The organism is Pseudophaeobacter sp. TrK17 (assembly GCF_042192375.1).
In the GTDB taxonomy this organism is placed as follows: Bacteria; Pseudomonadota; Alphaproteobacteria; order Rhodobacterales; family Rhodobacteraceae; genus Pseudophaeobacter.
Genome location: NZ_CP071700.1, coordinates 372,385 through 395,804, shown reverse-complemented (window position 1 = coordinate 395,804; position 23,420 = coordinate 372,385). Strand labels below are relative to the sequence as shown.

Sequence of the window (23,420 nt, the reverse complement as noted above, 5' to 3'; positions counted from 1 at the left end):
CCGGACCACAATCTCTGAACCAAAAAGCATACTTTCCCGCATTTATGATGCGAAAGTCGCTTCACTACTAAGGCTGTGATGTCGGTCGCAGCCCCTTCGCAAAACAAACATCATAAATACAATTGGTTCCAAAACCTTGCGGAATTAGAACCGGGTTAGTGTACTTGACTTGGACAACTCTGTCGTTTCAAACCGGCATACCCTGGGACGTCCGAGGAAACAGACGTATTCCAAAGCTCGCTGTGTAAAATCCGAAGATCTCACCCAGCACCAATCTGAGATCATCCCCACACTCGGGGCGATCAACAGTGTTGTTGATTGTTTCTCTCTTTACGATATCAATTCGTCCAATTGGACGGTTAAGAACTGCGCACAGTGCTTAACGATCTAATTGTTTAATGGTGGAGCCTAGGAGGATCGAACTCCTGACCTCCTGAATGCAAATCAGGCGCTCTCCCAGCTGAGCTAAGGCCCCATCTTAATCCCGAAGGATGAGTGGTGGGTCGAGGAGGACTTGAACCTCCGACCTCACGCTTATCAGGCGTGCGCTCTAACCACCTGAGCTACCGACCCGGTTTTCGATTTGCAAAGCAAATCAAAACCCGTGTGCGACAGGGTATTGCAAAGCAATGCCCGAGAGCAGCACTCAGTGGTTATGTCACCAGGCAGCGCCAGATAACGGCTGCTGCCGCGACTTGTCTGAAGAGATATGAGGACGGCTCGGTCCAAAGGACATCCAGTAGATGTCCCGATGTTGAACAGTTTTGATTACTGTTCATTGCTAAGTGTATCACGAGGAAGAACAAGTTCTTCTTGCTAGATACATCCTTAGAAAGGAGGTGATCCAGCCGCAGGTTCCCCTACGGCTACCTTGTTACGACTTCACCCCAGTCGCTGAACCCACCGTGGTCCGCTGCCTCAAAAGTTAGCGCACGGCCTTCGGGTAGATCCAACTCCCATGGTGTGACGGGCGGTGTGTACAAGGCCCGGGAACGTATTCACCGCGTCATGCTGTTACGCGATTACTAGCGATTCCGACTTCATGGGGTCGAGTTGCAGACCCCAATCCGAACTGAGACATCTTTTGGGGATTAACCCATTGTTGATGCCATTGTAGCACGTGTGTAGCCCAACCCGTAAGGGCCATGAGGACTTGACGTCATCCACACCTTCCTCCCGCTTATCACGGGCAGTTTCCCTAGAGTGCCCAGCCGAACTGCTGGCAACTAAGGATGTGGGTTGCGCTCGTTGCCGGACTTAACCGAACATCTCACGACACGAGCTGACGACAGCCATGCAGCACCTGTCACTTGGTCTCTTGCGAGAAAGCTAGATCTCTCTAGCGGTCCAAGGATGTCAAGGGTTGGTAAGGTTCTGCGCGTTGCTTCGAATTAAACCACATGCTCCACCGCTTGTGCGGGCCCCCGTCAATTCCTTTGAGTTTTAATCTTGCGACCGTACTCCCCAGGCGGAATGCTTAATCCGTTAGGTGTGACACCAACAAGCATGCTTGCTGACGTCTGGCATTCATCGTTTACGGTGTGGACTACCAGGGTATCTAATCCTGTTTGCTCCCCACACTTTCGCACCTCAGCGTCAGTATCGAGCCAGTGAGCCGCCTTCGCCACTGGTGTTCCTCCGAATATCTACGAATTTCACCTCTACACTCGGAATTCCACTCACCTCTCTCGAACTCAAGACCAGGAGTTTACAAGGCAGTTCCAGGGTTGAGCCCTGGGATTTCACCCTATACTTTCTGATCCGCCTACGTGCGCTTTACGCCCAGTAATTCCGAACAACGCTAACCCCCTCCGTATTACCGCGGCTGCTGGCACGGAGTTAGCCGGGGTTTCTTTACCAGATACTGTCATTATCATCTCTGGCGAAAGAGCTTTACGACCCTAAGGCCTTCATCACTCACGCGGCATGGCTGGATCAGGCTTGCGCCCATTGTCCAAGATTCCCCACTGCTGCCTCCCGTAGGAGTCTGGGCCGTGTCTCAGTCCCAGTGTTGCTGATCATCCTCTAAAACCAGCTATAGATCGTAGACTTGGTAGGCCATTACCCCACCAACTATCTAATCTAACGCGGGCCGATCCTTCTCCGATAAATCTTTCCCCCGAAGGGCGTATAAGGTATTACTCACCGTTTCCAGTGGCTATTCCTTAGAGAAGGGCACGTTCCCACGCGTTACTAACCCGTCCGCCGCTCACTCCGAAGAGTGCGCTCGACTTGCATGTGTTAAGCCTGCCGCCAGCGTTCGTTCTGAGCCAGGATCAAACTCTCAAGTTGAAAGCATCTCGCGATGCTATCCTTGACGTTCGAACCTCTGCACATCTCCAATACTCAGGACCGCTTTTGGGGGCAGATCCATATGTCCACCCGGCTAAGGATTGGACACGTATCGGAAGTCATCTGTTTGATTGTGCTTCAGTTTACAAAAGTAAACAAAAGTCCGTCAAACAGTGAAGCTGACACTAGATCATCGAACAGACCAAATGGCCCACCCTACTAGCGTTGATATACAGACGTTGATCCATCGAAACGAACCAAACCGCCCACATATCTCTTCAGTTATCATCAATGTCAAAGAGCAACACCTAAAGGCCAAAAACAAGACCACCGCGCCAATTCCTTAGCGCAACCGCCTCATAACATCCTCCAGATGCCCCAGTCTCTCCTGAGCGTCCAGCAGCCTTTCCTGCCAGTCAGCGACCTCTCAGCCGCCCCACCGTGCCGCGCCTCAGCGCCGCCGGTAGAGGGGGTTCTAGTGTTAACTCAACAAACCCGCAACACCTAAATTACAAAAATATCATCTTTTTTGGAAAAGGCCTGAAAATCACATAAATTCAGCACCTTATCAAAACTCAATCTAGCCAAAGCCGCTCCTGTCGTACTGTTCTCCCCTGCAGGCCACATAGCTTTTGCAGTTAGGCCAAAGGGTCAGCCTCAACATGTAGTTATGCGCCCAGAAGCAGCCACAAGACGGCCGAGCGACTCGGCTGCGATTCCGCCTGCCGCGCGCCGCTGAAAGGGCCGTTGTTTGGGATGTCTTGCCGTCCTGATGCCATTCAGGATCAGCACAGGAGACCAAACCCGAGGACAGTTCACCCCGCCCTGTTATGAAACGCTCTTGCTTGTCATGAAACGCTCTTGGCGAACGCCTGCACTGCTCCCATAGTGCGGGCATGAAAATTTGCGCACTCACCATGGCCTATAAGGACCACTGGGCTTTGTCCCAATGGTTTCGCCACTACAGTCGGCTGCTTGGCCCCGAGAATCTGTATGTGGTGTCCCACGGTGCGGATCCGCGCATTCAAGAGATTTGCCCCGGCGCTTCGGTGCTGACCATACCGCGGGATCGTTTGCAGGGGTTTGACCACTGGCGGGGCCGGATGCTGAATGGGTTTCAGCAGGGTCTGCTGGAGATCTATGACTGGGTCATTCGAAGTGATGCGGATGAGCTGATTTGCCTGGATCCCGCGCGCTGGGGATCGCTGGCTGATATGCTGGCAGATCAACAGGCGCCTGCGGTTTTTGCGCTTGGCTTTAATCTGTTTGATTTCTCGCAGTCCGGCGTGAACGCCACGGACCTGTCCGTCTTTGCCAAGACCCGAGACGCCGTATTCACCGGACACTACAGCAAGGCCTGGGCCGTCCGCAGACCCATCGGGCTGCGCCGTCATGGCATCCAGCTGCGCCCGGCACGGCTGGCGCAGTTTCCCTTTGCCATGCCGCGCGGGGTTTATCTGGCCCATTTGAAATATGCGGATGTCGCCGCCTTGTCGGCGATGTCCGAGGTGCGCCAGGAGGTGGGCAATAGCGAAGGCCCCGGCACCCCTGGAAAGGCCTGGAAGCAGGCGGCAAAAGAAGCGGTAGAGAAACGCGAAGAAGCAGAGGCGCTGCCACAGCTTCCCTGGGATGAGGCCGAAGAAACAGCCTGGAACAGCCTGCAGTCGCCGGTGCGGGACGAGGCCAGCTCTGTCCTGCGCTGCAAAAGCCTGCGGTTTCAGTTTCGAACCACACTCCCCAGTTGGTTCAGCCGCTAAAGGCGTATCCGCCCTTACAGGTCCACCTCCAGAGTGCCATCCTTTTGGGCGGCCCGTGACTGGCACAGGACCACAGCCTCTTTGCGCTGCGCTTTGGACAGCACAAAATCGCGGTGTTCGACCTCCCCGGACAGCAGGCCACATTTGCACACGCCGCAAATGCCGTCCGAACATTTCACATCAATATGAACGCCGTTCTCCAGCAAGACATCTGTTGCGGTCTTGTCCGCAGGCACCTCAAGCACCCTGCCCGACCGGGCCAGTTTGAGGGTGAAGGCGTGGTTTTCATACTCCGGCAGCTCTGGCACCGAGAAATACTCCAGGTGACGCGCCTCCTCGGGAAAGCCCTGCCGCTCGGCGGCCTGCATCACCGCCTCCATGTAGCGATCCGGCCCGCAGGTGTAGACGTGCTGGCCGGGCCCGTAGCCCGCCAGCAGCCGATCCAGATCGGCCCGCGTGCCCTCCGCCGAGACATGGATATGCACCCTGTCGGACCAAGGCGCCTGTGCAAGATCCTGCAGATAGCCCGCCGCCGCGCGGTTTGAGATCGAGTAGTGCAGCTCGAACGCCTGGCCCAGCGCATGCAGCCGGTGCGCCATGGCGATCATCGGTGTCACCCCGATGCCGCCGCCCATGAGGTAGGATTTTGCCGCGCCCTCGGTGAGTGGGAAGTGATTGATCGGCTTGGAGATGAAGATCTTGCGCCCCTCGGCAAAGATCCGGTGCAACAGCAGCGAGCCGCCGCGCCCGGCATCCTCGCGCAGCACCCCGATCTGGTATGTGGAGCGGTCCGCCGGATCGCCCGACATGGAATACTGGCGCAGATATTCCGGCGCCACCACGATGTCGAGATGGGCCCCCGCCGTCCATTCCGGCAAGGGGGAGCCGTCCAGGCTTTGAAATTCGTATTTGGTTATATCCGGGCCCATGGCCTGGACCCGCGACACCCGCACGCCCAGCACCGGGCTGTCCACATCATTGCTGTAGCGGTGATCCCAGGCGCCGGTCTCCCCCTTGGCGCGGCGCGACTTGTACTCCTCCACTGTGATCATCTGCTGGTAGGCTTCGATCCCGGCTTCGCGGTCCATCGGGAAGGGATAGGGCCAGGGGTGCGGTGCCAGATGCGCCGGGTAGACCGCCAGTGTTTGGTCCTCATATTTCAGATTCAGATCTTTTTGCAGGGCGCGCGCATTTACCGGATGGCGCGTCGGGCGATAGCCACCATCTTCTTGCATCTCCAGATCCCACCACCACTTCTTGGCCGGGTTCATCTCGCCGTTGCCCAGCGCATCGTCGAGCTTGGCCAGCACCGGCGCGGCCTGGGGGATGTTCATCGCCGCCCATCGGAACGGGCGCTCGGCAAAGATGCCCTCCAGGTTCCAGGGACAGGTCTTCATGCAGCGTCCACACATGGCGCCGCCAGGGGTGGTAATCCGGTAGGTGGTGCATTTCTGGCTGTCCGATTTCCAGATCTCATAGCCGTTGAACATCAGCTTGGGTCCGGCAGTGATCGCCCCTGAGGGGCATTCACGGGCGCATTTGTTGCAGGCTTCGCAGAATTTCTGCAGGCCAAAGTCAATCGGCGCATCATGGGCCATTGGCATATCGGTGGTCACCACCCCGGATTTCAACCTTGGCCCCAGAAAGGGGTTGAGGATGACTTCACCAATCCGGCTGACCTCTCCCAGGCCCGAGAGCAGCAGCAAGGGCGGCTGCAGCACCTCGCCATCCATCACCGTATGGGCCTTGGCCTTGTAGCCCAAGTTGCGGATCTGGCGGGCGATAACGCCACCGAGCAGCGAGAACCGCAGATAGGCCCGCATCGACTGGGCCACCGCGATCCAATCATCCCCCGAGGTGCCCTCGGTGGTGTCAAAGCCCTGATCGACGATCATGCTGATTGCCTGATCGTGTTCTGGGTGGATCTCGGCGCCCGTCGCATCATGGCTGTACCAGGTCCAGTCCGGGCAGCGGCTGATGCCAACCGCATCAATGCCCAGCCAGTAACTGGCAGCTTTGATATTGGCCGCATTGCGCGCCGCATCACTGGGGCGCGGGCCCTTGGCGGGGGTGCCATCCTGCAACAGCACAAAGGCGCCCAGCATTCGGCGCTGCGCCATGGAGGGCGCTGCCTTGCGCACATAAAAGCCGCCCGTCGCCGCCACCTGGTTTCCTTTGCCCATATCGCCAAACTGGCTGCGGGCAAACATATCTGTGCGTTTTGGCACCCGCGCCACATTGGGCTCATCTATATAGGTGGTAGGATCCTTCACCCGTTTCAGCGTTTCAAAGGGGTGCGGGCCATCCTTGAAATCGCGCGCCCCGAAGGGATCACCATTAAGGGCAGAGCGCTGCGAGCCCAGTCCGAGCCACCATTTTGGCCCCTTGACCTGCATGATCGGCTGTTGATCCAGCGGCAGCAAAGGCTGGTCCATCGCCAGGTCAAAATCGGTGGTCACCACCGCCAGACCAAAGCGCTCCCCCAGATAGGGGCTGACCAGGCGTCCCTCCTGCACCGCGACCAGCCCAGCGGCCACCGCCAGCTGGTTGAGATCCACATCCGATGAGGTGCCAGTATGGGCCTTGGCATCCCAGCCCAACAGCCGGATGTAATTGGCCAGCACAACAGCGGTTTCGCTGGCGCGCAGACAGGCGCGATGCTGCTCGGCATCCTGGATCCACTCGGCGCCCTCCTCATCCAGGCGCGGATCACGCGGCATGTCATAGAGAAAAACAATGGCGTGCTTGTGATCGCCAATGGTGGTGGGCGGCGCCTGCATCGCCTCTTTGAGATCAGCCATGATGTGATCAATGCCCGCCGCCAGTGTCTTGGTCTGGCGGGTTTTCAGATCCTCCGACAGCCGGTCAATATCCGGATTGCGATAGGGCAGCGCCAGCAGTGCCGACGTCGGCACCGGGCCGATCCCCACCATGGAAGCATCGGAAAAATAGCCAAAGGCCTTGATATGCTCTGCACGCGCCTGTGGATCGCTTGGGCAGGCGGCCTGCGCCTTGTTCACCAACCCATCGCGGATCGCATCCATCATCGCCTGATAGTCGCCCATCGCATTGACGATCGAGGCAGGTGCCGTGGGACGGCGGAACTCCAGCGGCTGCGCGGCAGGCACGGCCGCAAGATCCGGCATCGGCCCGCGCACCAGCCGCTCCATCGGGAAGGGACCCATATGCATTGGCCGCTGCCGGGTTGAAAAAACTTTGGTCATGGTGGCCGGGCCTCGCAGCTGGGATCGGTGAAAGAAACTTGACTATTCCACAGTCACTGCTCCAGTCTGTCACCCGAATGAGTGACATATTTCCGCCCAGGCCCCTCCCCCGTGATGGTGTTGCCGAGCTTGCCGCCGCTGTTGTGCGGCCGGATTTTGCCCGCCATCTACTAGGCTACATTCGCACTGCGGCCGAGATCGCCAATTTTGGCACCTTTTATGTCCCGGACATGTCCCGCCCAGCGCCGGTGCTATCGATCTGGGCCGGAGAGATGAGCGGCTATTGGTTCAACCGCAATGCCAGCACGATCCTGAAAAACGAGCGCCTGATGCAAAGCATTCTGCAACGGATCCATGCTGCCGAGGGCGGCGGTCTGGTGATCGAGCGCTGGCGCCCTAGCCCGGATGATCCGATCAGCCCGATCTATGCCCGCGATCAGGTGATCGAACGAGTCACGGTCTCCTCCCTGAACGACCGCGTGGGGTTCCAGTCTTTCTTTTTGCGGGGCGAAAAATCCGGCTGGCTTAGCAGTCAGGATATGCAGCGCCTGCAACAGGTTCTGCCCCTGGCGCATGAGCTGATCGGGCTGCGCCATCGCATTGTCGGATCAGCCGCCATCGGACAGGCGGCCAGCGGTCGCGCCTCTGCCCTACGTGAGCGGGACGCCGGCCTCTTTGGCACGCTCACCCCGCGTGAAGCCGAGGTCTGCGATCTGGGCGTGCAGGGGCTGAGTGTCGCCGGCACCGCCCTGGAACTGGGGGTATCCGAGAATACCATCCGCACCCTGCGTCGCCGCGCCTATGGCAAGCTGGGGGTTCATTCCTCGACCCAGATTGCCACCCTGATCCTCAATACCATCGGGTAAGGACCGAGGCCTCCGCTAGCCGCTGCGGCCCTTGAACTGCGCTAGCTCAACGCCACCGGCCTGTAGACTGTTGCGCACGGATTTTGCCAGCTCTACCGCCTCGGCGGTGTCGCCATGCAGACAGATGGTATCAATCGAGGTGGCAATCCGCTTGCCGCTTTCGGTAATGATCGCGCCTTCCTGCACCATTTGCAGGATACGCGGCCCGGCCAGCTCTGCATCATGGATCACCGCCCCCGGGAGGGAGCGATCCACCAGGGTGCCGTCATCGTTATAGGCGCGGTCAGCAAAGATCTCGCCACACCAGTTGCAGCCCAGATCGCGCACCACGTCTTCCATTGCGGTGGCGACCAGCACCATGATGATGATATCCGGGTCCACTTCCAGCGCCGCCTCATAACAGGCCCGCGCCATGGCGTGATCAACACAGGCCATATTGGACAGCGCCCCGTGCAATTTCAAATGCCGCACCTGGGCGCCGTGTGCTGCCGTCATGCCCCGTGCCGCACCCAGCTGGTAGCGCACCATATTGCCCAGGCTGTCCGGGGTCATCTGCATCTTGCGACGGCCAAAGCCCTGCAGATCCGGGAAGCCGGGATGCGCCCCAATCCCCACGCCGTTGTCGCGGGCCAGCGCCATGGTGGCAGCCATCACATCCGCATCGCCCGCATGGAAACCACAGGCGATATTGGCGGAGGTCACAATATCCAGCAGTGCGGTGTCGTCGCCCATGGTCCAGGGGCCAAAGCTTTCGCCCATATCCGCGTTGAGATCGACAGTTTTTGCCTTGCTCATATTGACCACGTCAGTGTTGCTCATGTGATGTCTCCAGATTCAAAAGGGTCCGCCTCTGCCGAGACCACCCCGCTGACCAGTTGAAAAGAAAGCAGATCCTGCATCATCGCCGGATCACGCAATAAAGGCTTGCAAGCCGAGGGTAGCGCCTTCACCAAAGCATCCTGTTTGGCTTGGATCGCCAGCCCTTCGTCCAGAGTGACCCAGGTGAAATGCAAATCTGTTCCGGCCTGGGCCTGGGCTACCTTGCTCAGGTCACAGGGCAGAACCGTGCCGATCCGTGGATAGCCCCCAGTGGTTTGCGCCTCGCGCAGCAGCACAAAGGGTTTGCCATCGCCGGTCATCTGTACATCCCCCGGCAGGATCACCTCGGACAGAATATTGAGCTGCCCCGCAGCCGAGAACCCCGCCCCGTCAGAAGTCATCTCGACCCCCATCCGATTGGCCCGGCTGCCACGTTTAAAGGCGGTATCGGCAAACCGTGCCCGCACCTCGGCGGCAAATAGGTCGGACTGAAAGCCCTCCACAATCCGCAAGGCCCCGCCCTGAAACCGATCCTCGGCCGCCAGCCCAAGTCCGACTTCGCGACCACGGTCTTCACCGCAGGGCAGCACATCGCCCACGGCAACAGGGCTGCCCAGACCAGACATCACATGCACCGCGCGGGCGCCAAGCAGCACCTCGCTGGCGATGCCACCACCCAGATGCAGATAGCCATACTGACCCTTGCGCGCGGCGCCAATCTCCAGCTTTTGCCCCGCCCGCATCTGGTGCGAGGCATTCCAGGCGAGGCTTTCACCATCAAGGCTCACCTGCATCGGCGCCCCTGTGAGGGCAATGCGCAGGGGGCCGGTTGCCTCAAACAGCCCGCCGATGCCGGCCATCTCCAGCGCCGCCAGATGGGTATCCTGCCGCAACAGGGCCGCACCTTCGGCCAGGGCCAGTAGATCAGCCGCCCCGCCGCGGGAAACCCCCTGCTGCAACTGTCCCGGGCGCCCTTGATCCTGGATCGAGGCAAGCGGGCCAATGCGAAGAACCTTGAGCGCGCTCATGCTGGGATCTCCTCGCGGCTGGCGCCACCAAAATGGCTGTCTTCCACACAGAAGCGATCATAGTCAGCTCTGGTGACCGGGGTAAAAATCATCTCATCCCCGGGCCGCAGGGCGATGGGTTCGGGCCTGCCCAGCTGAAAGCCACGAAACCCGGTTTGACCGACGTGACGCCAGCCTGTGGGTGCGGTGGTGGCAAAGAGCACAAACTGGCTGATCGCCAGCACCAGCGCCCCGACGGGCACCTGTGGTGTCAGCTCGGTCTGGCGCGGCAGGTTCCACTCCGCCCCGAGAGGCCCCAGATAGGGCTGCCCCGGCGCAAATCCAATGGTCAGAACCCGCACCCGCGCGCTGCCCAAGCTGTCAATCGCCTGGGTCTCGCTCATGCCGGCGGCATCGGCGGCTTCGGCCAATTGCGGCGCCAGATCGGTGCCAAACACCGTCGGCACCCGCCACAAACGACGCCCTGCCGGCAGGGGCGCCTGTTGCCAGTCCTGTTGTTTCAGCAGGTCCCAAAGCAGGTCTTGCAGCGCCTCATGGCGCAGCACTGTCCTGTCAAAACGCAGAAAAACAGAGGCCAGCGAGGTCGAAACCTCCGCAACCCCGGGCCAGGCGCTGGCCTTCACCGCTTCACCAAAGGCCAGGGTAGCGCGGTTGGAAGACTCGCTCAGCGCATCTGAGAAAGTCACCAGCATACCTTCCAGCCCAGCGGTGCGAATGATCGGAAAACGCGACGTGTTTTGTGTCACCTGATGCCCCCAGAAAAGTGTGGCGCCACCGTCGCGGCAGCTCTGGCTGGTGTCAATATTGCTTTTGCCGCTGGCACGCGCTTGTGCAACGCAATAGGATCTCCTGCCAGCTGGTGCCAGATGATGACCTAGCCCATGCAATCGCAAACGGCCCGGAGATCCGGGCCGCTGCGTTTATAGGGTTTTCAGACCAGAAGTATCGGGGTCAATACCCCCGAAGGGCAGTGCCGACCGGGATCAAAAATCATCCCACCCCGGAGTTTCCCCATGTGCTGATGCCGCAGAAGTGACCACCTGCGCCCCGGTGCCTGTGTGTAACATTGCGGGCGGTGAACTGTTCTTGTGCTGAGCCGACACCGCAGGCATCTGCACCACGTTTGACCCGCTTTCAGCGTTCACCTTGAAGGCGGCCAATTGCTGGGTCAATTGCCCGGCATCGTTGGACAGGGTCAGGCTAACAGCCGTCGTTTCTTCGACCATGGCGGCGTTCTGCTGCGTCACCTGATCCATTTGCGTGACGCCGGTGTTGATTTCCGAGAGCGCCGATGACTGTTCAGCTGCGCCGCGCGCGATTTCACCGATGTGCACGGTGATGGTACCAACGCTTTCAATGATGCGCTCCAGCTCTGCGCCCGTTTCTCCAACCAAACCAACACCACTGCCCACATGATGTTGGCTCTGGTCGATCAGTTCTTTGATCTCGCCTGCGGCTTGGGCGGAGCGCTGTGCCAGTCCGCGTACCTCTGAGGCAACAACGGCAAAGCCACGCCCGGCCTCCCCGGCGCGCGCGGCTTCGACCCCGGCGTTAAGCGCCAACAGATTTGTCTGAAAGGCAATGTCATCAATGACTGTGATGATTTTGGCGATTTCATCAGAAGAGCCTTCAATCTTTGACATGGCCTCAATTGCCTTGCCAACCACAACCCCGCTCTGAGTGGCAACAGTCTGCGCCTCGCCCACAATTTCTTCAACCCGTTTTGCCCCATCAGCAGAGGACTTCACGGTTGCGGTCAGCTCCTCTAGCGCTGCAGCGGTTTGTTCCAATGTTGCCGCCTGGCTTTCGGTGCGCTGTGACAGATCACTCGAGGACTGGCTGATCTCACCCGCCGTCCGCCCCACCCCAACAGAGACGGTTTTGGCATTGGTCACCGTGGCTTCCAGCTGTTCAACGGAGTCATTGAAGGCCTTGCCGAGATGTCCGATGTCAGGAATATCCGACACCTCAACCCGGTGAATGAGGTTGCCATCGCGCAACGCCTCCAGCCCTTCGGCAATCACCCCAAGGCCACGACGCCGCGCGGTCACGTCACTGGCAACTTTCACCACCCGCTCCAGAGTGCCATCAGCCCCGAGGCAGGACGCATATGTGGCCTGGATCCAGATTACCGATCCATCCTTCGCCAATCGCGGGAATTGGTCGGTAATATCCTCGCCCTTACCCAACCTTTCCCAGAAGGCAGCATAGTCTGGGCTTTCAACAAAATCCTTGGCTACAAACATCGAGTGATGCTTGCCAAGGACATCCTCCAAGTCATACCCCATGACCGTCAGGAAGTTCTTGTTCGCGGTTAATATTTTGCCCTGTGGATCAAACTGGATAGTCGCCTGAGTGCGGTCGATCAAACCCGCGATAACTTTGTCCGTCTCAATTTCGGAGATCTCTTTTTGAGACTTTTTCATAAAAAACAATGCCCTACTCCGCGCTTAACTTATTCTCCAATTGCGAAGTAACTAACATTCCAAGTCCTTTTTTTGTCTTAATTTTAGTCATCAATCACAGCGCAACAGCCCCTGTCAGGTCATGTTTACGGAAAAATAACTGGCCACGCCCCTATTTTGCACTCTCAAAATTGCTCAGCTCCAAGGCCAATCCAGGCGCAGCACACCGATCATCCCCTGTGCGTTCTCGCGGCAATTGCACCAAAATCATGCACAAAGCACCCCAGCCATGAGGGGGAATTTCAGAGAAAGTGAGCTTGCAAAAGGTCCAGGCCTGCGCCCCCAAAGACCCGGATGGCCAAGGCCGTCCGGGACAGGGCCTCAGCTGCGCTTCAACGACGGCAGGTCCTGGTTTGGATCACTCATCAACGCTTGCAGCTCGGCATTGCCACCCACAAGACTCTGATCAACAAAGATCATCGGAAAGGTCGGCCAACCCGACCACATCTTGATTGCCAGTCGCCTGTGCCACTGGGCGGTGTAGCTGCCGTATTCTAGATAGGTGAAGGGAATGCCTGCCGCTTGCAGCGATTTGCGCGCTTTTGACACCACAGGATTATATTTCATCCCCACCACGACAACCCCATTGCCAGAGACCGCGTCCATGACCTCTTGCACAGTGTCCTGGTGGTAGGTGCTGATCATCTCTTTGATGGCAGGATGAACGGCATCGGGGTTTAGCAAGTTACGCATGGGGCACTCTCTCAGGTGGTTTATGTGGAGACTTTGGTCCTTCCAGCTCTGTTGCGCTGGACATAGGCCACTCGCTACCTGACTTCTCTCAAGGCGCACAGGAGCAATCCGAGCTCACCGTGGAACAGGCCACACTCCGCCGACACCTTGGGGCCATCTCGAAGGGGTTTAGCCGCCCAGCGCAGGCGTCGCGGCCTCACTCCCATTCCATCTGCATGTAGACGTTCTGTGCGTTTTTCCGAGAGATCTGCTCAAAAACCTCCAGGTAGCTGAACTGAGACTGGTCAATATGGGTCCCTTCCTCGATGGATCCCCCCGCCTCAATCACTTTGCCGATCTCGCGGCGCAGATGGGACAGGTAATCACGGGTTTCCGCCCGTGCCTGTGCCATATCCGTGGCTCTGCCATGGCCTGGCACAATATGCTTGGCGCCAAAGGCCGCCATGGCATCAAACGCCTCCAGCCAGCTGGCGCTATCCCCTGCCGGGCCGATCCCCAACATGCGATCGACATAGACAATATCACCTGTAAACATGACCTCCTGATCTTGCAGCCAGACAAAACTGTCACCCAGAGTATGGGCCGAGCCGCGGTGCATGATCTCAAAGCTCTTCTGGCCCAGATCAAACTGGTATTCGGTTTCAAAGGTGATATCGGCAAAGGATGGTTCTGTGCCCTCAAGGCCGTCCCCCAGAAAATGGGTCAGGGCTGACATCTGCAACGAAGCCCGGTCTTTGTGATCCATGACCGCCGCCTCTGAGGCGATGACAGTTGCGCCCTGCGCCTGCCAATAGCCATTGCCAAGCCAGCGATGGTCCTGCCCACCAGTGTTGATCACATATTTCACCGGCTGATCAGTGAGCCCGCGCACCACCCCGTGCAGTGCCTCTGCGCCCGCCCAGGACCCGCCTGGATCAACCAGAACCGCGCCAGCACCGGTTTCGACCAGGCCAAAGGTTGCGTTGTTGGCATGATTATCCGGGTTGCGCTGCGCAGTTGGACCAACGATGGCCCAGATCCCCGGCACCACCGGCTGAACATCAAGGCTCTGCCCGAAGGCAAAGCCGGGGAGAACAAGCGCGGCGACAGTAACAATGGTACGGATCATGGCAGGGCATCTTTCACTTATACGCAGAGCTGCATCTGCCAAGCACCCTAGCCATCACATTCCAAAAACAAAATGCGGCATTCTACCCTGCCCCCGATTTACCGCGCAAAACCCATGCTGATGGGCGGCTATGGGGATCAACCTGCCGTCTGCGGGACCGAAGACAACGGCTGCTCTCCGCCCGTCACTCCAAATCAACAAAGATCTGCGAGGCAACACCAGCTTCAAGCAGCGCCTCCTTGATCTCATCAATTGCGCCGACGTCGGCTGAGCTGACGATGACCACATCGTTGACCACCAGTGAATACAACGGCGCGTCGGGCTCAAGATTGGCCAAGTATTTCTCTGCAGCCAGTTGAGACTTCGGGCCCCACTTGCCGTCATAGGAGACGCCAATCGTATACTGCACGTCCATGGTCATTTCTTTGCTGACGGATTTGCCTTCGTTCAGATCCAGCAGGGCACTTTGCAGCGTTGCTTCATCCGAGATGCGCTCCGGAATGAACACGTTTGTGCAGGTTTCGACCTCTCTATATTTGGTGACTCTATTTCTGCTGGTTTCATTGGCGATGGCTCCGCCAACGATCGCACCGACAGCAGCGCCGGCATTTTTGTCGGTCACAACCTTGCCGATCACACCGCCTACAATCGCGCCGCCGATTACTTTTTCTGGGCTCCCGCCTCTCACGGTTTCCTGATACGGCACCGATTTTGTCTCACATCTTACCTCGTAAGAACCGGCAAATGCCTGCGTAGTCATCAGCAATCCCGTTGCCGCTGTCGCCAAAAGTTTCATGTCCCGTTCCTCCATAGGCAGGTCAAGCTAATCTAGCCCTTCCTGCAGTTCACGACCATCACCTGTTCACCGCCTGACCTGTTCACCACCTGGCGCCGCAACCGCTATCGCCGGTTATCCAGTCTGCTCCCTCAATCTTAGCTTCGCCCCCATCTGTTATTCAATATCAACGCAGAATTCTGTCAGCTCTACTGAAGAGAACCGACGTTTTGACAAACAGACCCAAAGCATTCAACGTGGCTCTATGCAGAGATTTTTCGCAATAGGGTTATGTGTATGTGCCTCTGCCGCTGCGCTGGCAACTTTCGTTTGGGTAAGTGCAGATGAACCACAGCACTTCACTGCTGATGAGCTGATAAAACTGACCTGCCACGCGCTAGGCCAGCGCCATGAGGAGGTCATTTTTGACTACCATGACGCCGAGATTGCCCACTATCGCCGGACAGGTGCGTTTCATGATGACCTTGGATTGCCTTCCGAAGACGTTGTGCCATATGCGGTTTTGATCAAGCGGTTTATGCAGGACAACCACTTCACAGTCGCCGACCTTTCTACCACATCGTCTTCAACGCCTCTTCTGGACTCGGGTTTCTATTATGAAACATCGGCAATATGCGCGGCAAATCCATCGTGGCAAGCCATTGACGCAATGCGACAAGCGGCAATAAATCTTGGCTTGATTGACGGCCAGGCCGATCAATAGCGGCCAGTGCAATCAGGGTATCGAACCATGGGCCTGATATTGAATATGATAGGAGCGCCAGGGTTATGCGGCGGAATTTGAGTGTTTGTGCTGTCGTTTGCAGCACGCTTTTGGGGAGCCTGGCACAGGCGGGTTGCCCGGCGGGGCAGGAAGCCTTCACCTCCTGCCAGATCAAAGGGCGCAACACCGAAGTTCGTGTTTGCTTTGATGATCAGGTCGCAACCTATCGCTATGGACCGATTGACGGCGCCCCTGATTTAACCCTTTCGGACACTGTGGCGCATGTGGATTTCGAGCCGTGGTCTGGCTTAGGGAAAGCCATCAGCGAGACGGTAACCTTTTACAACGGGGCTTTTAGCTATCAGATCGGCGGGGGATTTGAGCGGCCGTTTTCCGACGAGGAGATGCAGCTTGGTCCGCGACGCTTTGGTTGGATCGACGTTGCCCAGAACGGTCAAAGCCTGCGCAGGCTGGAATGTCTCCCCGACACGGTGACCTATGGGTTTGGCGGCGGGCTTTATGATGCCAAAGTGGCTGCTGGCCTGGTTTGGGACGACGATTCAAAAACATGGCTGCCGGAGGCCGTGGCGCGGGAGCCAATTTTGCTGTCGGACACCAGCGGCGGGTGTTTGCTGGGCAGTGAATTCATGCTTGGCGGTGTCGCAATGGGGGATCCTGTGGCGACACTTGCCAAACTTGGATCACCCGAAGCGAGCGGCGTGTTTCTGCCCGATGGCCGCGAGCTTGAACGGATCACTGCGCATGGTCTCAGTATCGACATTCTTGATGGGCTGGTGATTGCCATGCAGGCCACGGATGCGGCCTGGGATATGCCATCAGGGCTGCGGGTTGGACTGACGCGAGGAGAGGTGATTGCGATATTGGGCCGTGTGCCGAGTGGTGAGGCCCCAACGGCAGAGAGATTCAACGCCCTCGTTTGCTCAGAAGCGCCGCAAGATATCGCAAACTGGTATGCCGCCATTGGCTTTGGGTCAGACAAACGTGTTGAAAGCATCAATTTTATAACTCTTGCGCCCTAGAATTGCGGTTCAGGCGCAGGATGGTTCAGCCACGACCATCAATAGCCTGCCGTTTTCACGCCGTCACCTGTGTCGCCTGTCAGGGTTTGCATGCAAAAACCTGTGGTAACAAAGCCCCCCTGTGCTTCGCTGCAATCCCTGCCGCCGTCTTTTCACCTCGCACTGCCACAGGCGCGACCGTGGCCTTAAACTAATCTGGAAAACGGCCTTTCTTGGTCCTTTGCCTATCCTGCATTCAAGGTTGAATAAATCTTAGCACGCTGTCCGGTTTTTCCGGACCACGTCACAGGCCTTTGATTGGTCTGTCTGCCACAAGCCGCATGCCCAGATGCGCGGGGGGCGTGCCAACGGCGCAGCCTCCACGCGCCGGGTCGCGGATGAGATAGGACATCGCCGCAAGGTGTTCACCGCCGACAATAAACGCCGGGCAACGGGCCGGGTCCACGCCCTCTGATGCGCCAGCATAGCACTCTTGCGTCCATTCCCAGACACTGCCGTCAAGATCAACAATGCCCTCCGGCGATGTCGAAAAACTGCCTTGCGGTTTCAGCGCGCGGGGCGCGATGCCTTCTATCAGATATGTAGAAGCCCATGTCAGCGAAGGATCGGTAAAGATTGGATCGGGTGCATCTGGTAAAACGGACGCGGCCATGTGATCCCATTCGATGGCGGTGGGAAGACGAAATGTCTGACCGGAAACTTCGTTGACCCAAGAAAGATATTCCTGAACGTCAACATAGCTGAGGCCTGTAGCAGGTGTGATCGCTGGGTCTTGATCGGGTCTTGCGCGCAGAGAAATTGAGCACGTGCTGTCCGCATGACACATATTCCATTCGGCAACGGTGACTTCGTGACGTTGGACATACATGGCACTGCCATCTGGCAGGATCACAGGCCGATCGGACATGACAGGAACAAATGTGGCATCGGGGGCGCGCTGCCAGAGCACGCCCCCGACAAGACCTGCCGCCAAAACCCCGAATGCCGCAAAACGAAGGGACGTCTTGAGATTGGAACTGAGGTTTTGGACGGCAGGCATGATCGTTTTCCTTTTTGTCAGTGTTTAGGTTGTAAATTCGCGCGGAGCGATGACCTGCTCCATCAGCTCATTGTCCCACTCACCATCGACGACGAAGTGTGCGGTTGCCCCCAGCATGACGCCTTCGATCAGGTTGTGGTTGACGTAGGCATAGACCCCGGGTTGCTCAAAAGTGTACATTGCCGCCACAGCGCTGCCGCCGCGCACGAACCAGGTTTCCATGCCTTGCAGCGGATCGTCGGTGAAGGACGATTCCCAGACATAGTTGCCGTGGCCACCGATCAGGTGCGGGCGCGAGTCCCGGTTGGCCTGGTTGTGGATCATCAGAACGGTTTCGCCGACATTGGCTTTTAGCGCATGTTCGCCAGTCAAGGCACCCACTGCGCCGTTGAACACCGAATGGGTCGGGATCAGGCTGCGCATGGCCTCAAGGCTGTCCGAATAGTCGTCTCCGGCAACTTCATATTGGCGGTAGTCACCGTTTTCGTCCATCGGCAGGTAATAATCCTGTTCACCGATGTAGGCGATGCTGTCATAGCGCAGCGGATTGCCGTCCTTGTCCTTAAGCCCGTCGCGCGGCAGCACCATGACAGCACCGTTCATCCCGTGGGTCACGTGATAGGGGATCATCGCGCCGCCGGGGGCACAGTGATAGGTAAAGCAGCCCGGCTTGGTCGCTTTCCAGCGCAGCACGGTTTCTTCACCAGGAAAGACGTGGGTCAGGCCCCCGCCGCCCAAAGCGCCGGTTGACGCGTGGAAGTCGATGTTGTGCTCCATCATACTGTCCACGGGGTTGCGCAAGGTCAGTTCGATCATGTCGCCTTCGTGGCAGATGATGAGCGGGCCGGGCACTGAGCCATTGTAGGTCAGCGCCCAGATCGACGCGCCGGTATCCTCATCCACCACCATCAGGCGTTCCTCGGTCTCCATTGTGATTTCAATGATTTTTGGACCGCCTGTGGCAACCTGCTCATGCACCGGCGCAAAGGGAGGCGCGACCAACTCTTGTTTGACGCGGGTATAGCCTGACAGATCGGTTGGCTTGGCGGTTGTGGTTGCCTCTTGCTGACCGGAAGCTTTGTAGATTTTAGAGGACGCGGCGTTGATGGCACTCATCCGCGGCATGCGCGGCGCGCGCGGTGCGGACATGGCGCCAGCCCCTGTCATTGCGGCCGCCCCGGCCAGCACGCTTCCGCGCAGCATATTGCGGCGGCTTGTTTTCATAAGGCCGGGGTTGATGAACTTGGTCATAGCTTTCTCCTGACAATGATTGGCGGTGTCGGGCCACAGTGCCCGAACACCGGTAGATGGCTAGAAATTGGCGAGCTGCGCTTCAAAGCGTTCCTTGGCTTTGCGCGGGATGCGTCCTTCAAGAAAATCAGCGGGCACTTCGGCGTCGCCAACGGCAATGGTCATCACCATGCCCATGGCGAAGTGCGGTTTGCAGATGACGCCGTAGTAGCCCACGGTGTCGAGCGTGACCTCGATCTCTTTATTGATCTTGCCAGCAAAGCCTTCGGCACCTTCGGGGATCATCCCGTCAACGGTTTCGGCATTGTGGCCGCGGGATGCGGCAACGAATTTGATTGTGTCGCCCGGCTGCGCCTGAACGAAGGCGGGTTCAAACACCATGCGTTCGCCATCGCTGCCCTTGTTGAGCATCTGAACCTCGATGGTTTCAGCAAACGCAGCGCTACCCATGAGGGTGGCAAGAGCAAGACCTGTTGCAAGTTGGCGGATCATCGTCGTTTCCTTTTCAAATCGTGATGTCGTTTGATCTGAAGACTACTGGATCGCACCAAGGACAATTTGCTCTGGCACAAACTACTTGGTGATTTGCGACGCGTATTGTCGTGAACTCAATGTGGCGCAGGATCGGGTTGTGTGGCATGACATAGGACATGGACAATATGCCTTTGCGAAAAACCCTGCCGCGGCTTGACGAAAGCCTGCTGACGCATCTGCCTCCGTTTTCGCGGTTGGATCGACGTCAGATTCGCACGATCCTCGATCTGGCCACCGCACGGCGATACGATGCGGGAACTGCGATCTTTGAAGAAGGTCATCCGGCAGAACGGTTCTATATGTTGCTGGATGGATATGTGCGGGTCATTCGGATCACGCCGACAGGTGAACAAGTGACGGCCCTGCATATCCCGGCCGGTCAGCTGATGGGTATCGCCAAGGCCATTGGCCGCGATACCTATCCTGCCACGGCCCTATCCGCGACGGAATCTATTGTGCTGAGTTGGCCGACGCGGCTTTGGGACAGGTTCATCGCTGACTATGACGGGTTTGCGACCGAAACCTACAAGACGCTTGGTTTCAGGCTTGCTGAAGTCCAAAGCCGTGTCGTGGAAATGGCCACGCAGCAGGTCGAGCAGCGTGTCGCAAATGCGCTTCTGCGGTTGATCAATCAGACGGGGCGCAAGGTGGACGGTGGGATCGAGATTGACTTTCCGATCACGCGTCAGGACTTGTCCGAGTTGACGGCGACCACGCTGCATACAGCCAGCCGCCTGCTAAGCGGATGGGAAAAGCAAGGGCTTGTTCAAAGCAAGCGCAAGCGCATCACGGTCTGTGATCCGCATGCGCTGGTGGTGCTCAGTCAGACCTAGCACGGACAGACCGATCCCGGATCACGCCAGACCGGCGGCCGTTTTCAATTCTGCAAGAAACACTTCTTCATCAAGATGATATTCCGCGCAGGCGTCTGCAATGGTGTGGAATGGACTGACGAGACAGCCGACACACAGCATTTTGTGCCGGACAAAGACGGGAATTGTCTGCGGCCATTTGGTCATCAGGTCGGCCAAAGACAGGTCCGGATCGTCGAGATTGGAGTGACGCATAGAGTGCTCCTTTCACAATGCACTCTATTGTTCCAATCGCTTCAAACGTTGCGCTGGCGCAAACTTCGCCACCAACCTTGATCGTAAAACTGGCCATCCCGAGTTCAAGGAGGCCGTAAAATGGCTGAATTTCTAACAAAATCGCGGGCGCGCAACATCTTCTACGGAGGCTCGATTTTCTTTGTCGTGGTCTTTGTGGCGATGACCGTGCAGTCGCACCGATACGTGGTGACCACGTCGACAGCGGGCATGCCGCTGAGCGAAGAGGTCATCCACGGCAAACACGTGTGGGAGCGGAACTCCTGCATCAACTGTCACAGCCTGCATGGCGAGGGCGCCTATTTCGCCCCCGAGGTCGGCAATGTGATGACCCGCTGGGGCGTGCTGGATGATCCCGAAGGCGCCTTCGAAATACTCAAAGGATGGATCGAGGCGCAACCCAGCGGCATCGAGGGCCGTCGCCAGATGCCCCGCTACGAAATGACAGACGAAGACATTCGCGGTCTCGCCGAATTCCTGCGGTGGGCTGACCAGACAGACACGCAGGGCTGGCCGCCCAATGACGCCGGATAAGGAGGGCATACAAATGAAATATCAATCTCAAAGTGTGGCGTACTGGTACTTTCTGGCCGCAATGGCACTGTTCGGCATTCAGGTGCTGGGCGGATTGCTGGCGGGCTGGGTCTATGTCTCGCCCAACTTCCTGGCAGAGCTTCTGCCGTTCAACGTGATCCGCATGATTCACACCAACGCGCTGATTGTCTGGCTGCTGCTGGGCTTCTTTGGTGCGGCCTATTTCCTGATACCCGAAGAATCCGAGCGCGAAATCTGGTCACCAAAGCTGGCCTACATCCAGCTGATCATTCTTCTGGTCGGCACGCTTGGGGCGGTCGGCTCCTACCTTGTCGGCATCCACGGCGGGCGTGAGTTTCTCGAACAACCGCTATGGGTCAAATTTGGCATTCTCGTTGCCGCGCTGATCTTCCTTTTGAACGTGTCAATGACAGTACTGGCGGGCAAAAAGACCGCAATCACCAACGTGCTGCTGATGGGGCTATGGCTGCTGTCGCTGCTGTGGGTGTTTGCTTTCATCAACCCTGACAACCTGTCACTGGACAAAATGTACTGGTGGTTCGTCGTGCACCTTTGGGTCGAAGCGACCTGGGAATTGGTGATGGCTGCGATTCTTGCGTTCCTGCTGCTCAAGCTCACCGGCGTTGACCGCGAAGTGGTGGAAAAATGGCTTTACGTCATCGTTGCCACCGCGCTGTTCAGCGGCATCCTTGGCACCGGACACCATTTCTACTGGATCGGTCTGCCGGGATACTGGCAGTGGGTCGGTTCGATCTTCTCCACCTTCGAGGTAATCCCCTTCTTCCTGATGATGAGCTTTGCTTTCGTCATGGTGTGGAAAGGCCGCAAGAACCACCCGAACAAGGCCGCGCTTCTGTGGTCGCTCGGGTCCTCTACCGTCGCTTTCTTCGGCGCGGGTGTCTGGGGTTTCCTGCACACCTTGCACGGGGTGAACTTCTACAGCCACGGCACGCAGATCACCGCAGCCCACGGCCACCTTGCCTTCTATGGCGCCTACGTGGCCCTGAACCTGGCGATCTTTACCTATGCCATGCCGATGCTGCGGCAGCGCGCACCCTATAATCAGGTGCTCAATATGGCGAGCTTCTGGCTGATGACCGGGGGGATGGCGTTCATGACCTTTGTGCTGACCTTCGCTGGTACCATCCAGACGCACATGCAGCGGGTGGTCGGTGACTACTACATGGAGGTGCAGGAAAGCCTGTCGATCTTCTACCTGATGCGGTGGGGCGCGGGCCTTGCCGTGGTGATCGGGGCAATCCTGTTCATCTATTCGCTGCTGGTGGTCCGCAAGGCCGAGGTCATCGCACCCGGCTCTGCCAACCCTGTGCCGGGAGAGTAAGCCATGAACATGCAAGTCACCCCACCCCTGCCGTTCTATCAGACAACGGGCCGCGAATGCGATCTGTTCCAGACGGCCTATGACAACGGTTTGCCCCTTCTTCTGAAGGGGCCGACCGGCTGCGGCAAGACGCGCTTTGTCGAACACATGGCGGCAAAAATGGGCAAGCCGCTTTATACGGTCGCCTGCCATGACGATCTGTCGGCAGCCGACCTGATCGGACGCTACCTATTGAAGGGCGGAGAGACCGTCTGGGTCGATGGACCTTTGACCCGGGCGGTGCGCGAAGGCGGCATCTGCTACCTCGATGAGGTGGTGGAAGCGCGTAAAGACGTCACCGTCGTTCTGCACCCTCTGACCGACACGCGGCGCACATTAATGATCGACCGCACAGGCGAAGAGCTGGTCGCCCCCAAGGACTTCATGCTCGTCGCCAGCTACAACCCCGGCTACCAGAACGTGCTGAAACGCCTGAAGCCATCAACACGGCAACGGTTCCTGTCGGTGTCCTTCGACTTCCCCGCGGCCGAGACAGAGGTCGCTGTGGTCGCCGCCGAAAGTCAGCTCGAACCGGGGCGCGTTGCGCCATTGGTGCGGTTGGCCGGGCATATCCGCAGGCTGTCCGGCATGGACCTCGAAGAAGGGGTGTCCACCCGCCTGCTGATCTATGCCGCCACGCTGATGGCCGGTGGTATGGGCGTGGATCAGGCGCTCGAAGCGGCAGTGATCGAACCCCTGAGCGATGAACCCGATGTGCAGCAGGCGCTGCGCGATCTCGTCTCGACCATTTACGGATAAGACC

The 23,420-nt window shown here is 58.1% G+C and carries 20 protein-coding genes, 2 tRNA genes and 1 rRNA gene; 8 read left to right on the top strand and 15 right to left on the bottom strand.

Going from position 1 to position 23,420, the window contains the following annotated elements:
* Nucleotides 1-399: 399 nt before the first annotated feature.
* The 3 genes from JZI28_RS01945 to JZI28_RS01935 form a co-directional block, all read right to left on the bottom strand.
* Nucleotides 400-475, bottom strand: a tRNA-Ala gene (locus JZI28_RS01945).
* A 21-nt stretch (nucleotides 476-496) separates the two neighbouring features.
* Nucleotides 497-573: transfer RNA gene (locus tag JZI28_RS01940), tRNA-Ile, on the bottom strand.
* Nucleotides 574-832: 259 nt separating this feature from the next.
* Nucleotides 833-2,292, bottom strand: a 16S ribosomal RNA gene (locus tag JZI28_RS01935).
* Nucleotides 2,293-3,188: 896 nt separating this feature from the next.
* Here JZI28_RS01935 and JZI28_RS01930 point away from each other — a divergent pair.
* The gene (locus JZI28_RS01930) at nucleotides 3,189-4,049 is read left to right on the top strand and encodes a glycosyltransferase family 2 protein (RefSeq protein WP_375699057.1); all 861 of its coding nucleotides are present in this window, start codon (nucleotides 3,189-3,191) and stop codon (nucleotides 4,047-4,049) included.
* Between the two features lie 14 nt (nucleotides 4,050-4,063).
* Here the strand turns inward: JZI28_RS01930 and JZI28_RS01925 are convergent, their stop codons facing one another.
* Nucleotides 4,064-7,273, bottom strand: a complete 3,210-nt coding sequence (locus JZI28_RS01925) for a 2Fe-2S iron-sulfur cluster-binding protein (protein WP_375699056.1) — start codon at nucleotides 7,271-7,273, stop codon at nucleotides 4,064-4,066.
* Nucleotides 7,274-7,350: 77 nt separating this feature from the next.
* Here JZI28_RS01925 and JZI28_RS01920 point away from each other — a divergent pair, with 77 nt between their 5' ends.
* Entirely contained in the window at nucleotides 7,351-8,139 is a 789-nt protein-coding gene (locus tag JZI28_RS01920; RefSeq protein ID WP_297340335.1) for a helix-turn-helix transcriptional regulator, read from the top strand.
* A 15-nt stretch (nucleotides 8,140-8,154) separates the two neighbouring features.
* Here JZI28_RS01920 and JZI28_RS01915 read toward each other — a convergent pair whose 3' ends face one another.
* The 7 genes from JZI28_RS01915 to JZI28_RS01885 form a co-directional block, all read right to left on the bottom strand.
* Nucleotides 8,155-8,958 carry a LamB/YcsF family protein gene (locus JZI28_RS01915; protein WP_375699055.1) on the bottom strand — a complete coding sequence of 268 codons (804 nt, stop codon included), beginning with the start codon at nucleotides 8,956-8,958 and terminating at the stop codon, nucleotides 8,155-8,157.
* Nucleotides 8,955-9,986: a biotin-dependent carboxyltransferase family protein gene (locus JZI28_RS01910; RefSeq protein WP_375699054.1), complete on the bottom strand. Its 1,032-nt coding sequence runs from the start codon at nucleotides 9,984-9,986 to the stop codon at nucleotides 8,955-8,957. The genes JZI28_RS01915 and JZI28_RS01910 overlap by 4 nt, the downstream gene beginning before the upstream one ends.
* Complete coding sequence (locus JZI28_RS01905; protein ID WP_375700062.1) at nucleotides 9,983-10,678, bottom strand: allophanate hydrolase subunit 1; 696 nt, start codon at nucleotides 10,676-10,678, stop codon at nucleotides 9,983-9,985. The genes JZI28_RS01910 and JZI28_RS01905 overlap by 4 nt, the downstream gene beginning before the upstream one ends.
* 291 nt (nucleotides 10,679-10,969) lie before the next feature.
* A complete protein-coding gene (locus tag JZI28_RS01900) occupies nucleotides 10,970-12,421 on the bottom strand; it encodes a methyl-accepting chemotaxis protein (RefSeq protein WP_375699053.1) in 1,452 nt (483 codons plus the stop codon).
* Nucleotides 12,422-12,772: 351 nt separating this feature from the next.
* Nucleotides 12,773-13,144: a glutaredoxin gene (locus JZI28_RS01895; protein WP_297340330.1), complete on the bottom strand. Its 372-nt coding sequence runs from the start codon at nucleotides 13,142-13,144 to the stop codon at nucleotides 12,773-12,775.
* Between the two features lie 196 nt (nucleotides 13,145-13,340).
* Nucleotides 13,341-14,252 (bottom strand): MBL fold metallo-hydrolase, encoded by a 912-nt coding sequence (locus tag JZI28_RS01890; protein ID WP_375699052.1) that lies wholly within the window; start codon nucleotides 14,250-14,252, stop codon nucleotides 13,341-13,343.
* 184 nt (nucleotides 14,253-14,436) lie between these two features.
* Nucleotides 14,437-15,048, bottom strand: coding sequence for a glycine zipper 2TM domain-containing protein (locus JZI28_RS01885; RefSeq protein WP_348152107.1), 612 nt, complete (start codon nucleotides 15,046-15,048; stop codon nucleotides 14,437-14,439).
* Nucleotides 15,049-15,292: 244 nt separating this feature from the next.
* Here JZI28_RS01885 and JZI28_RS01880 point away from each other — a divergent pair, with 244 nt between their 5' ends.
* On the top strand, nucleotides 15,293-15,751 hold the full coding sequence (locus JZI28_RS01880; RefSeq protein WP_375699051.1) for a hypothetical protein: 459 nt from the start codon (nucleotides 15,293-15,295) through the stop codon (nucleotides 15,749-15,751).
* A 65-nt stretch (nucleotides 15,752-15,816) separates the two neighbouring features.
* On the top strand, nucleotides 15,817-16,791 hold the full coding sequence (locus JZI28_RS01875; protein ID WP_375699050.1) for a hypothetical protein: 975 nt from the start codon (nucleotides 15,817-15,819) through the stop codon (nucleotides 16,789-16,791).
* 283 nt (nucleotides 16,792-17,074) lie between these two features.
* Here JZI28_RS01875 and JZI28_RS01870 read toward each other — a convergent pair whose 3' ends face one another.
* From JZI28_RS01870 to JZI28_RS01860, 3 genes are read right to left on the bottom strand one after another with little or no spacing between them, the layout of a single operon-like run.
* On the bottom strand, nucleotides 17,075-17,830 hold the full coding sequence (locus tag JZI28_RS01870) for a formylglycine-generating enzyme family protein (protein ID WP_375699049.1): 756 nt from the start codon (nucleotides 17,828-17,830) through the stop codon (nucleotides 17,075-17,077).
* 24 nt (nucleotides 17,831-17,854) lie between these two features.
* Nucleotides 17,855-19,081: a copper-containing nitrite reductase gene (nirK, locus tag JZI28_RS01865; RefSeq protein WP_375699048.1), complete on the bottom strand. Its 1,227-nt coding sequence runs from the start codon at nucleotides 19,079-19,081 to the stop codon at nucleotides 17,855-17,857.
* A 60-nt stretch (nucleotides 19,082-19,141) separates the two neighbouring features.
* Nucleotides 19,142-19,573, bottom strand: a complete 432-nt coding sequence (locus tag JZI28_RS01860; protein ID WP_375699047.1) for a pseudoazurin — start codon at nucleotides 19,571-19,573, stop codon at nucleotides 19,142-19,144.
* A 158-nt stretch (nucleotides 19,574-19,731) separates the two neighbouring features.
* Here JZI28_RS01860 and JZI28_RS01855 point away from each other — a divergent pair, with 158 nt between their 5' ends.
* The gene (locus tag JZI28_RS01855; RefSeq protein WP_297339500.1) at nucleotides 19,732-20,448 is read left to right on the top strand and encodes a Crp/Fnr family transcriptional regulator; all 717 of its coding nucleotides are present in this window, start codon (nucleotides 19,732-19,734) and stop codon (nucleotides 20,446-20,448) included.
* 21 nt (nucleotides 20,449-20,469) lie between these two features.
* Here the strand turns inward: JZI28_RS01855 and JZI28_RS01850 are convergent, their stop codons facing one another.
* Nucleotides 20,470-20,682, bottom strand: a complete 213-nt coding sequence (locus JZI28_RS01850) for a DUF1858 domain-containing protein (protein ID WP_375699046.1) — start codon at nucleotides 20,680-20,682, stop codon at nucleotides 20,470-20,472.
* A gap of 120 nt (nucleotides 20,683-20,802) precedes the next feature.
* On the opposite strand from JZI28_RS01850, the gene JZI28_RS01845 reads away from it, so the two are divergent.
* Genes JZI28_RS01845 through JZI28_RS01835 form a run of 3 tightly spaced genes read left to right on the top strand, consistent with a single transcriptional unit; the run spans nucleotide 20,803 to nucleotide 23,416 of the window.
* Entirely contained in the window at nucleotides 20,803-21,255 is a 453-nt protein-coding gene (locus JZI28_RS01845) for a cytochrome c (protein ID WP_297339502.1), read from the top strand.
* A gap of 13 nt (nucleotides 21,256-21,268) precedes the next feature.
* Nucleotides 21,269-22,618, top strand: coding sequence for a cbb3-type cytochrome c oxidase subunit I (locus JZI28_RS01840; RefSeq protein ID WP_375699045.1), 1,350 nt, complete (start codon nucleotides 21,269-21,271; stop codon nucleotides 22,616-22,618).
* A gap of 3 nt (nucleotides 22,619-22,621) precedes the next feature.
* On the top strand, nucleotides 22,622-23,416 hold the full coding sequence (locus JZI28_RS01835) for a CbbQ/NirQ/NorQ/GpvN family protein (protein ID WP_375699044.1): 795 nt from the start codon (nucleotides 22,622-22,624) through the stop codon (nucleotides 23,414-23,416).
* Nucleotides 23,417-23,420: the final 4 nt, after the last annotated feature.

Bases quoted from the DNA above. Each gene is read 5' to 3' on its own strand.
- JZI28_RS01925 (WP_375699056.1), bottom strand. From the start codon at position 7,273: ATGACCAAAGTTTTTTCAACCCGGCAGCGGCCAATGCATATGGGTCCC.
- JZI28_RS01880 (WP_375699051.1), top strand. From the start codon at position 15,293: ATGCAGAGATTTTTCGCAATAGGGTTATGTGTATGTGCCTCTGCCGCT.
- JZI28_RS01890 (WP_375699052.1), bottom strand. From the start codon at position 14,252: ATGATCCGTACCATTGTTACTGTCGCCGCGCTTGTTCTCCCCGGCTTT.
- JZI28_RS01860 (WP_375699047.1), bottom strand. From the start codon at position 19,573: ATGATCCGCCAACTTGCAACAGGTCTTGCTCTTGCCACCCTCATGGGT.
- JZI28_RS01845 (WP_297339502.1), top strand. From the start codon at position 20,803: ATGGCTGAATTTCTAACAAAATCGCGGGCGCGCAACATCTTCTACGGA.
- JZI28_RS01915 (WP_375699055.1), bottom strand. From the start codon at position 8,958: ATGAGCAACACTGACGTGGTCAATATGAGCAAGGCAAAAACTGTCGAT.
- JZI28_RS01875 (WP_375699050.1), top strand. From the start codon at position 15,817: ATGCGGCGGAATTTGAGTGTTTGTGCTGTCGTTTGCAGCACGCTTTTG.
- JZI28_RS01870 (WP_375699049.1), bottom strand. From the start codon at position 17,830: ATGCCTGCCGTCCAAAACCTCAGTTCCAATCTCAAGACGTCCCTTCGT.
- nirK (WP_375699048.1), bottom strand. From the start codon at position 19,081: ATGACCAAGTTCATCAACCCCGGCCTTATGAAAACAAGCCGCCGCAAT.
- JZI28_RS01840 (WP_375699045.1), top strand. From the start codon at position 21,269: ATGAAATATCAATCTCAAAGTGTGGCGTACTGGTACTTTCTGGCCGCA.
- JZI28_RS01835 (WP_375699044.1), top strand. From the start codon at position 22,622: ATGAACATGCAAGTCACCCCACCCCTGCCGTTCTATCAGACAACGGGC.
- JZI28_RS01885 (WP_348152107.1), bottom strand. From the start codon at position 15,048: ATGAAACTTTTGGCGACAGCGGCAACGGGATTGCTGATGACTACGCAG.
- JZI28_RS01930 (WP_375699057.1), top strand. From the start codon at position 3,189: ATGAAAATTTGCGCACTCACCATGGCCTATAAGGACCACTGGGCTTTG.
- JZI28_RS01895 (WP_297340330.1), bottom strand. From the start codon at position 13,144: ATGCGTAACTTGCTAAACCCCGATGCCGTTCATCCTGCCATCAAAGAG.
- JZI28_RS01920 (WP_297340335.1), top strand. From the start codon at position 7,351: ATGAGTGACATATTTCCGCCCAGGCCCCTCCCCCGTGATGGTGTTGCC.
- JZI28_RS01910 (WP_375699054.1), bottom strand. From the start codon at position 9,986: ATGAGCGCGCTCAAGGTTCTTCGCATTGGCCCGCTTGCCTCGATCCAG.
- JZI28_RS01855 (WP_297339500.1), top strand. From the start codon at position 19,732: ATGGACAATATGCCTTTGCGAAAAACCCTGCCGCGGCTTGACGAAAGC.
- JZI28_RS01905 (WP_375700062.1), bottom strand. From the start codon at position 10,678: ATGCTGGTGACTTTCTCAGATGCGCTGAGCGAGTCTTCCAACCGCGCT.
- JZI28_RS01850 (WP_375699046.1), bottom strand. From the start codon at position 20,682: ATGCGTCACTCCAATCTCGACGATCCGGACCTGTCTTTGGCCGACCTG.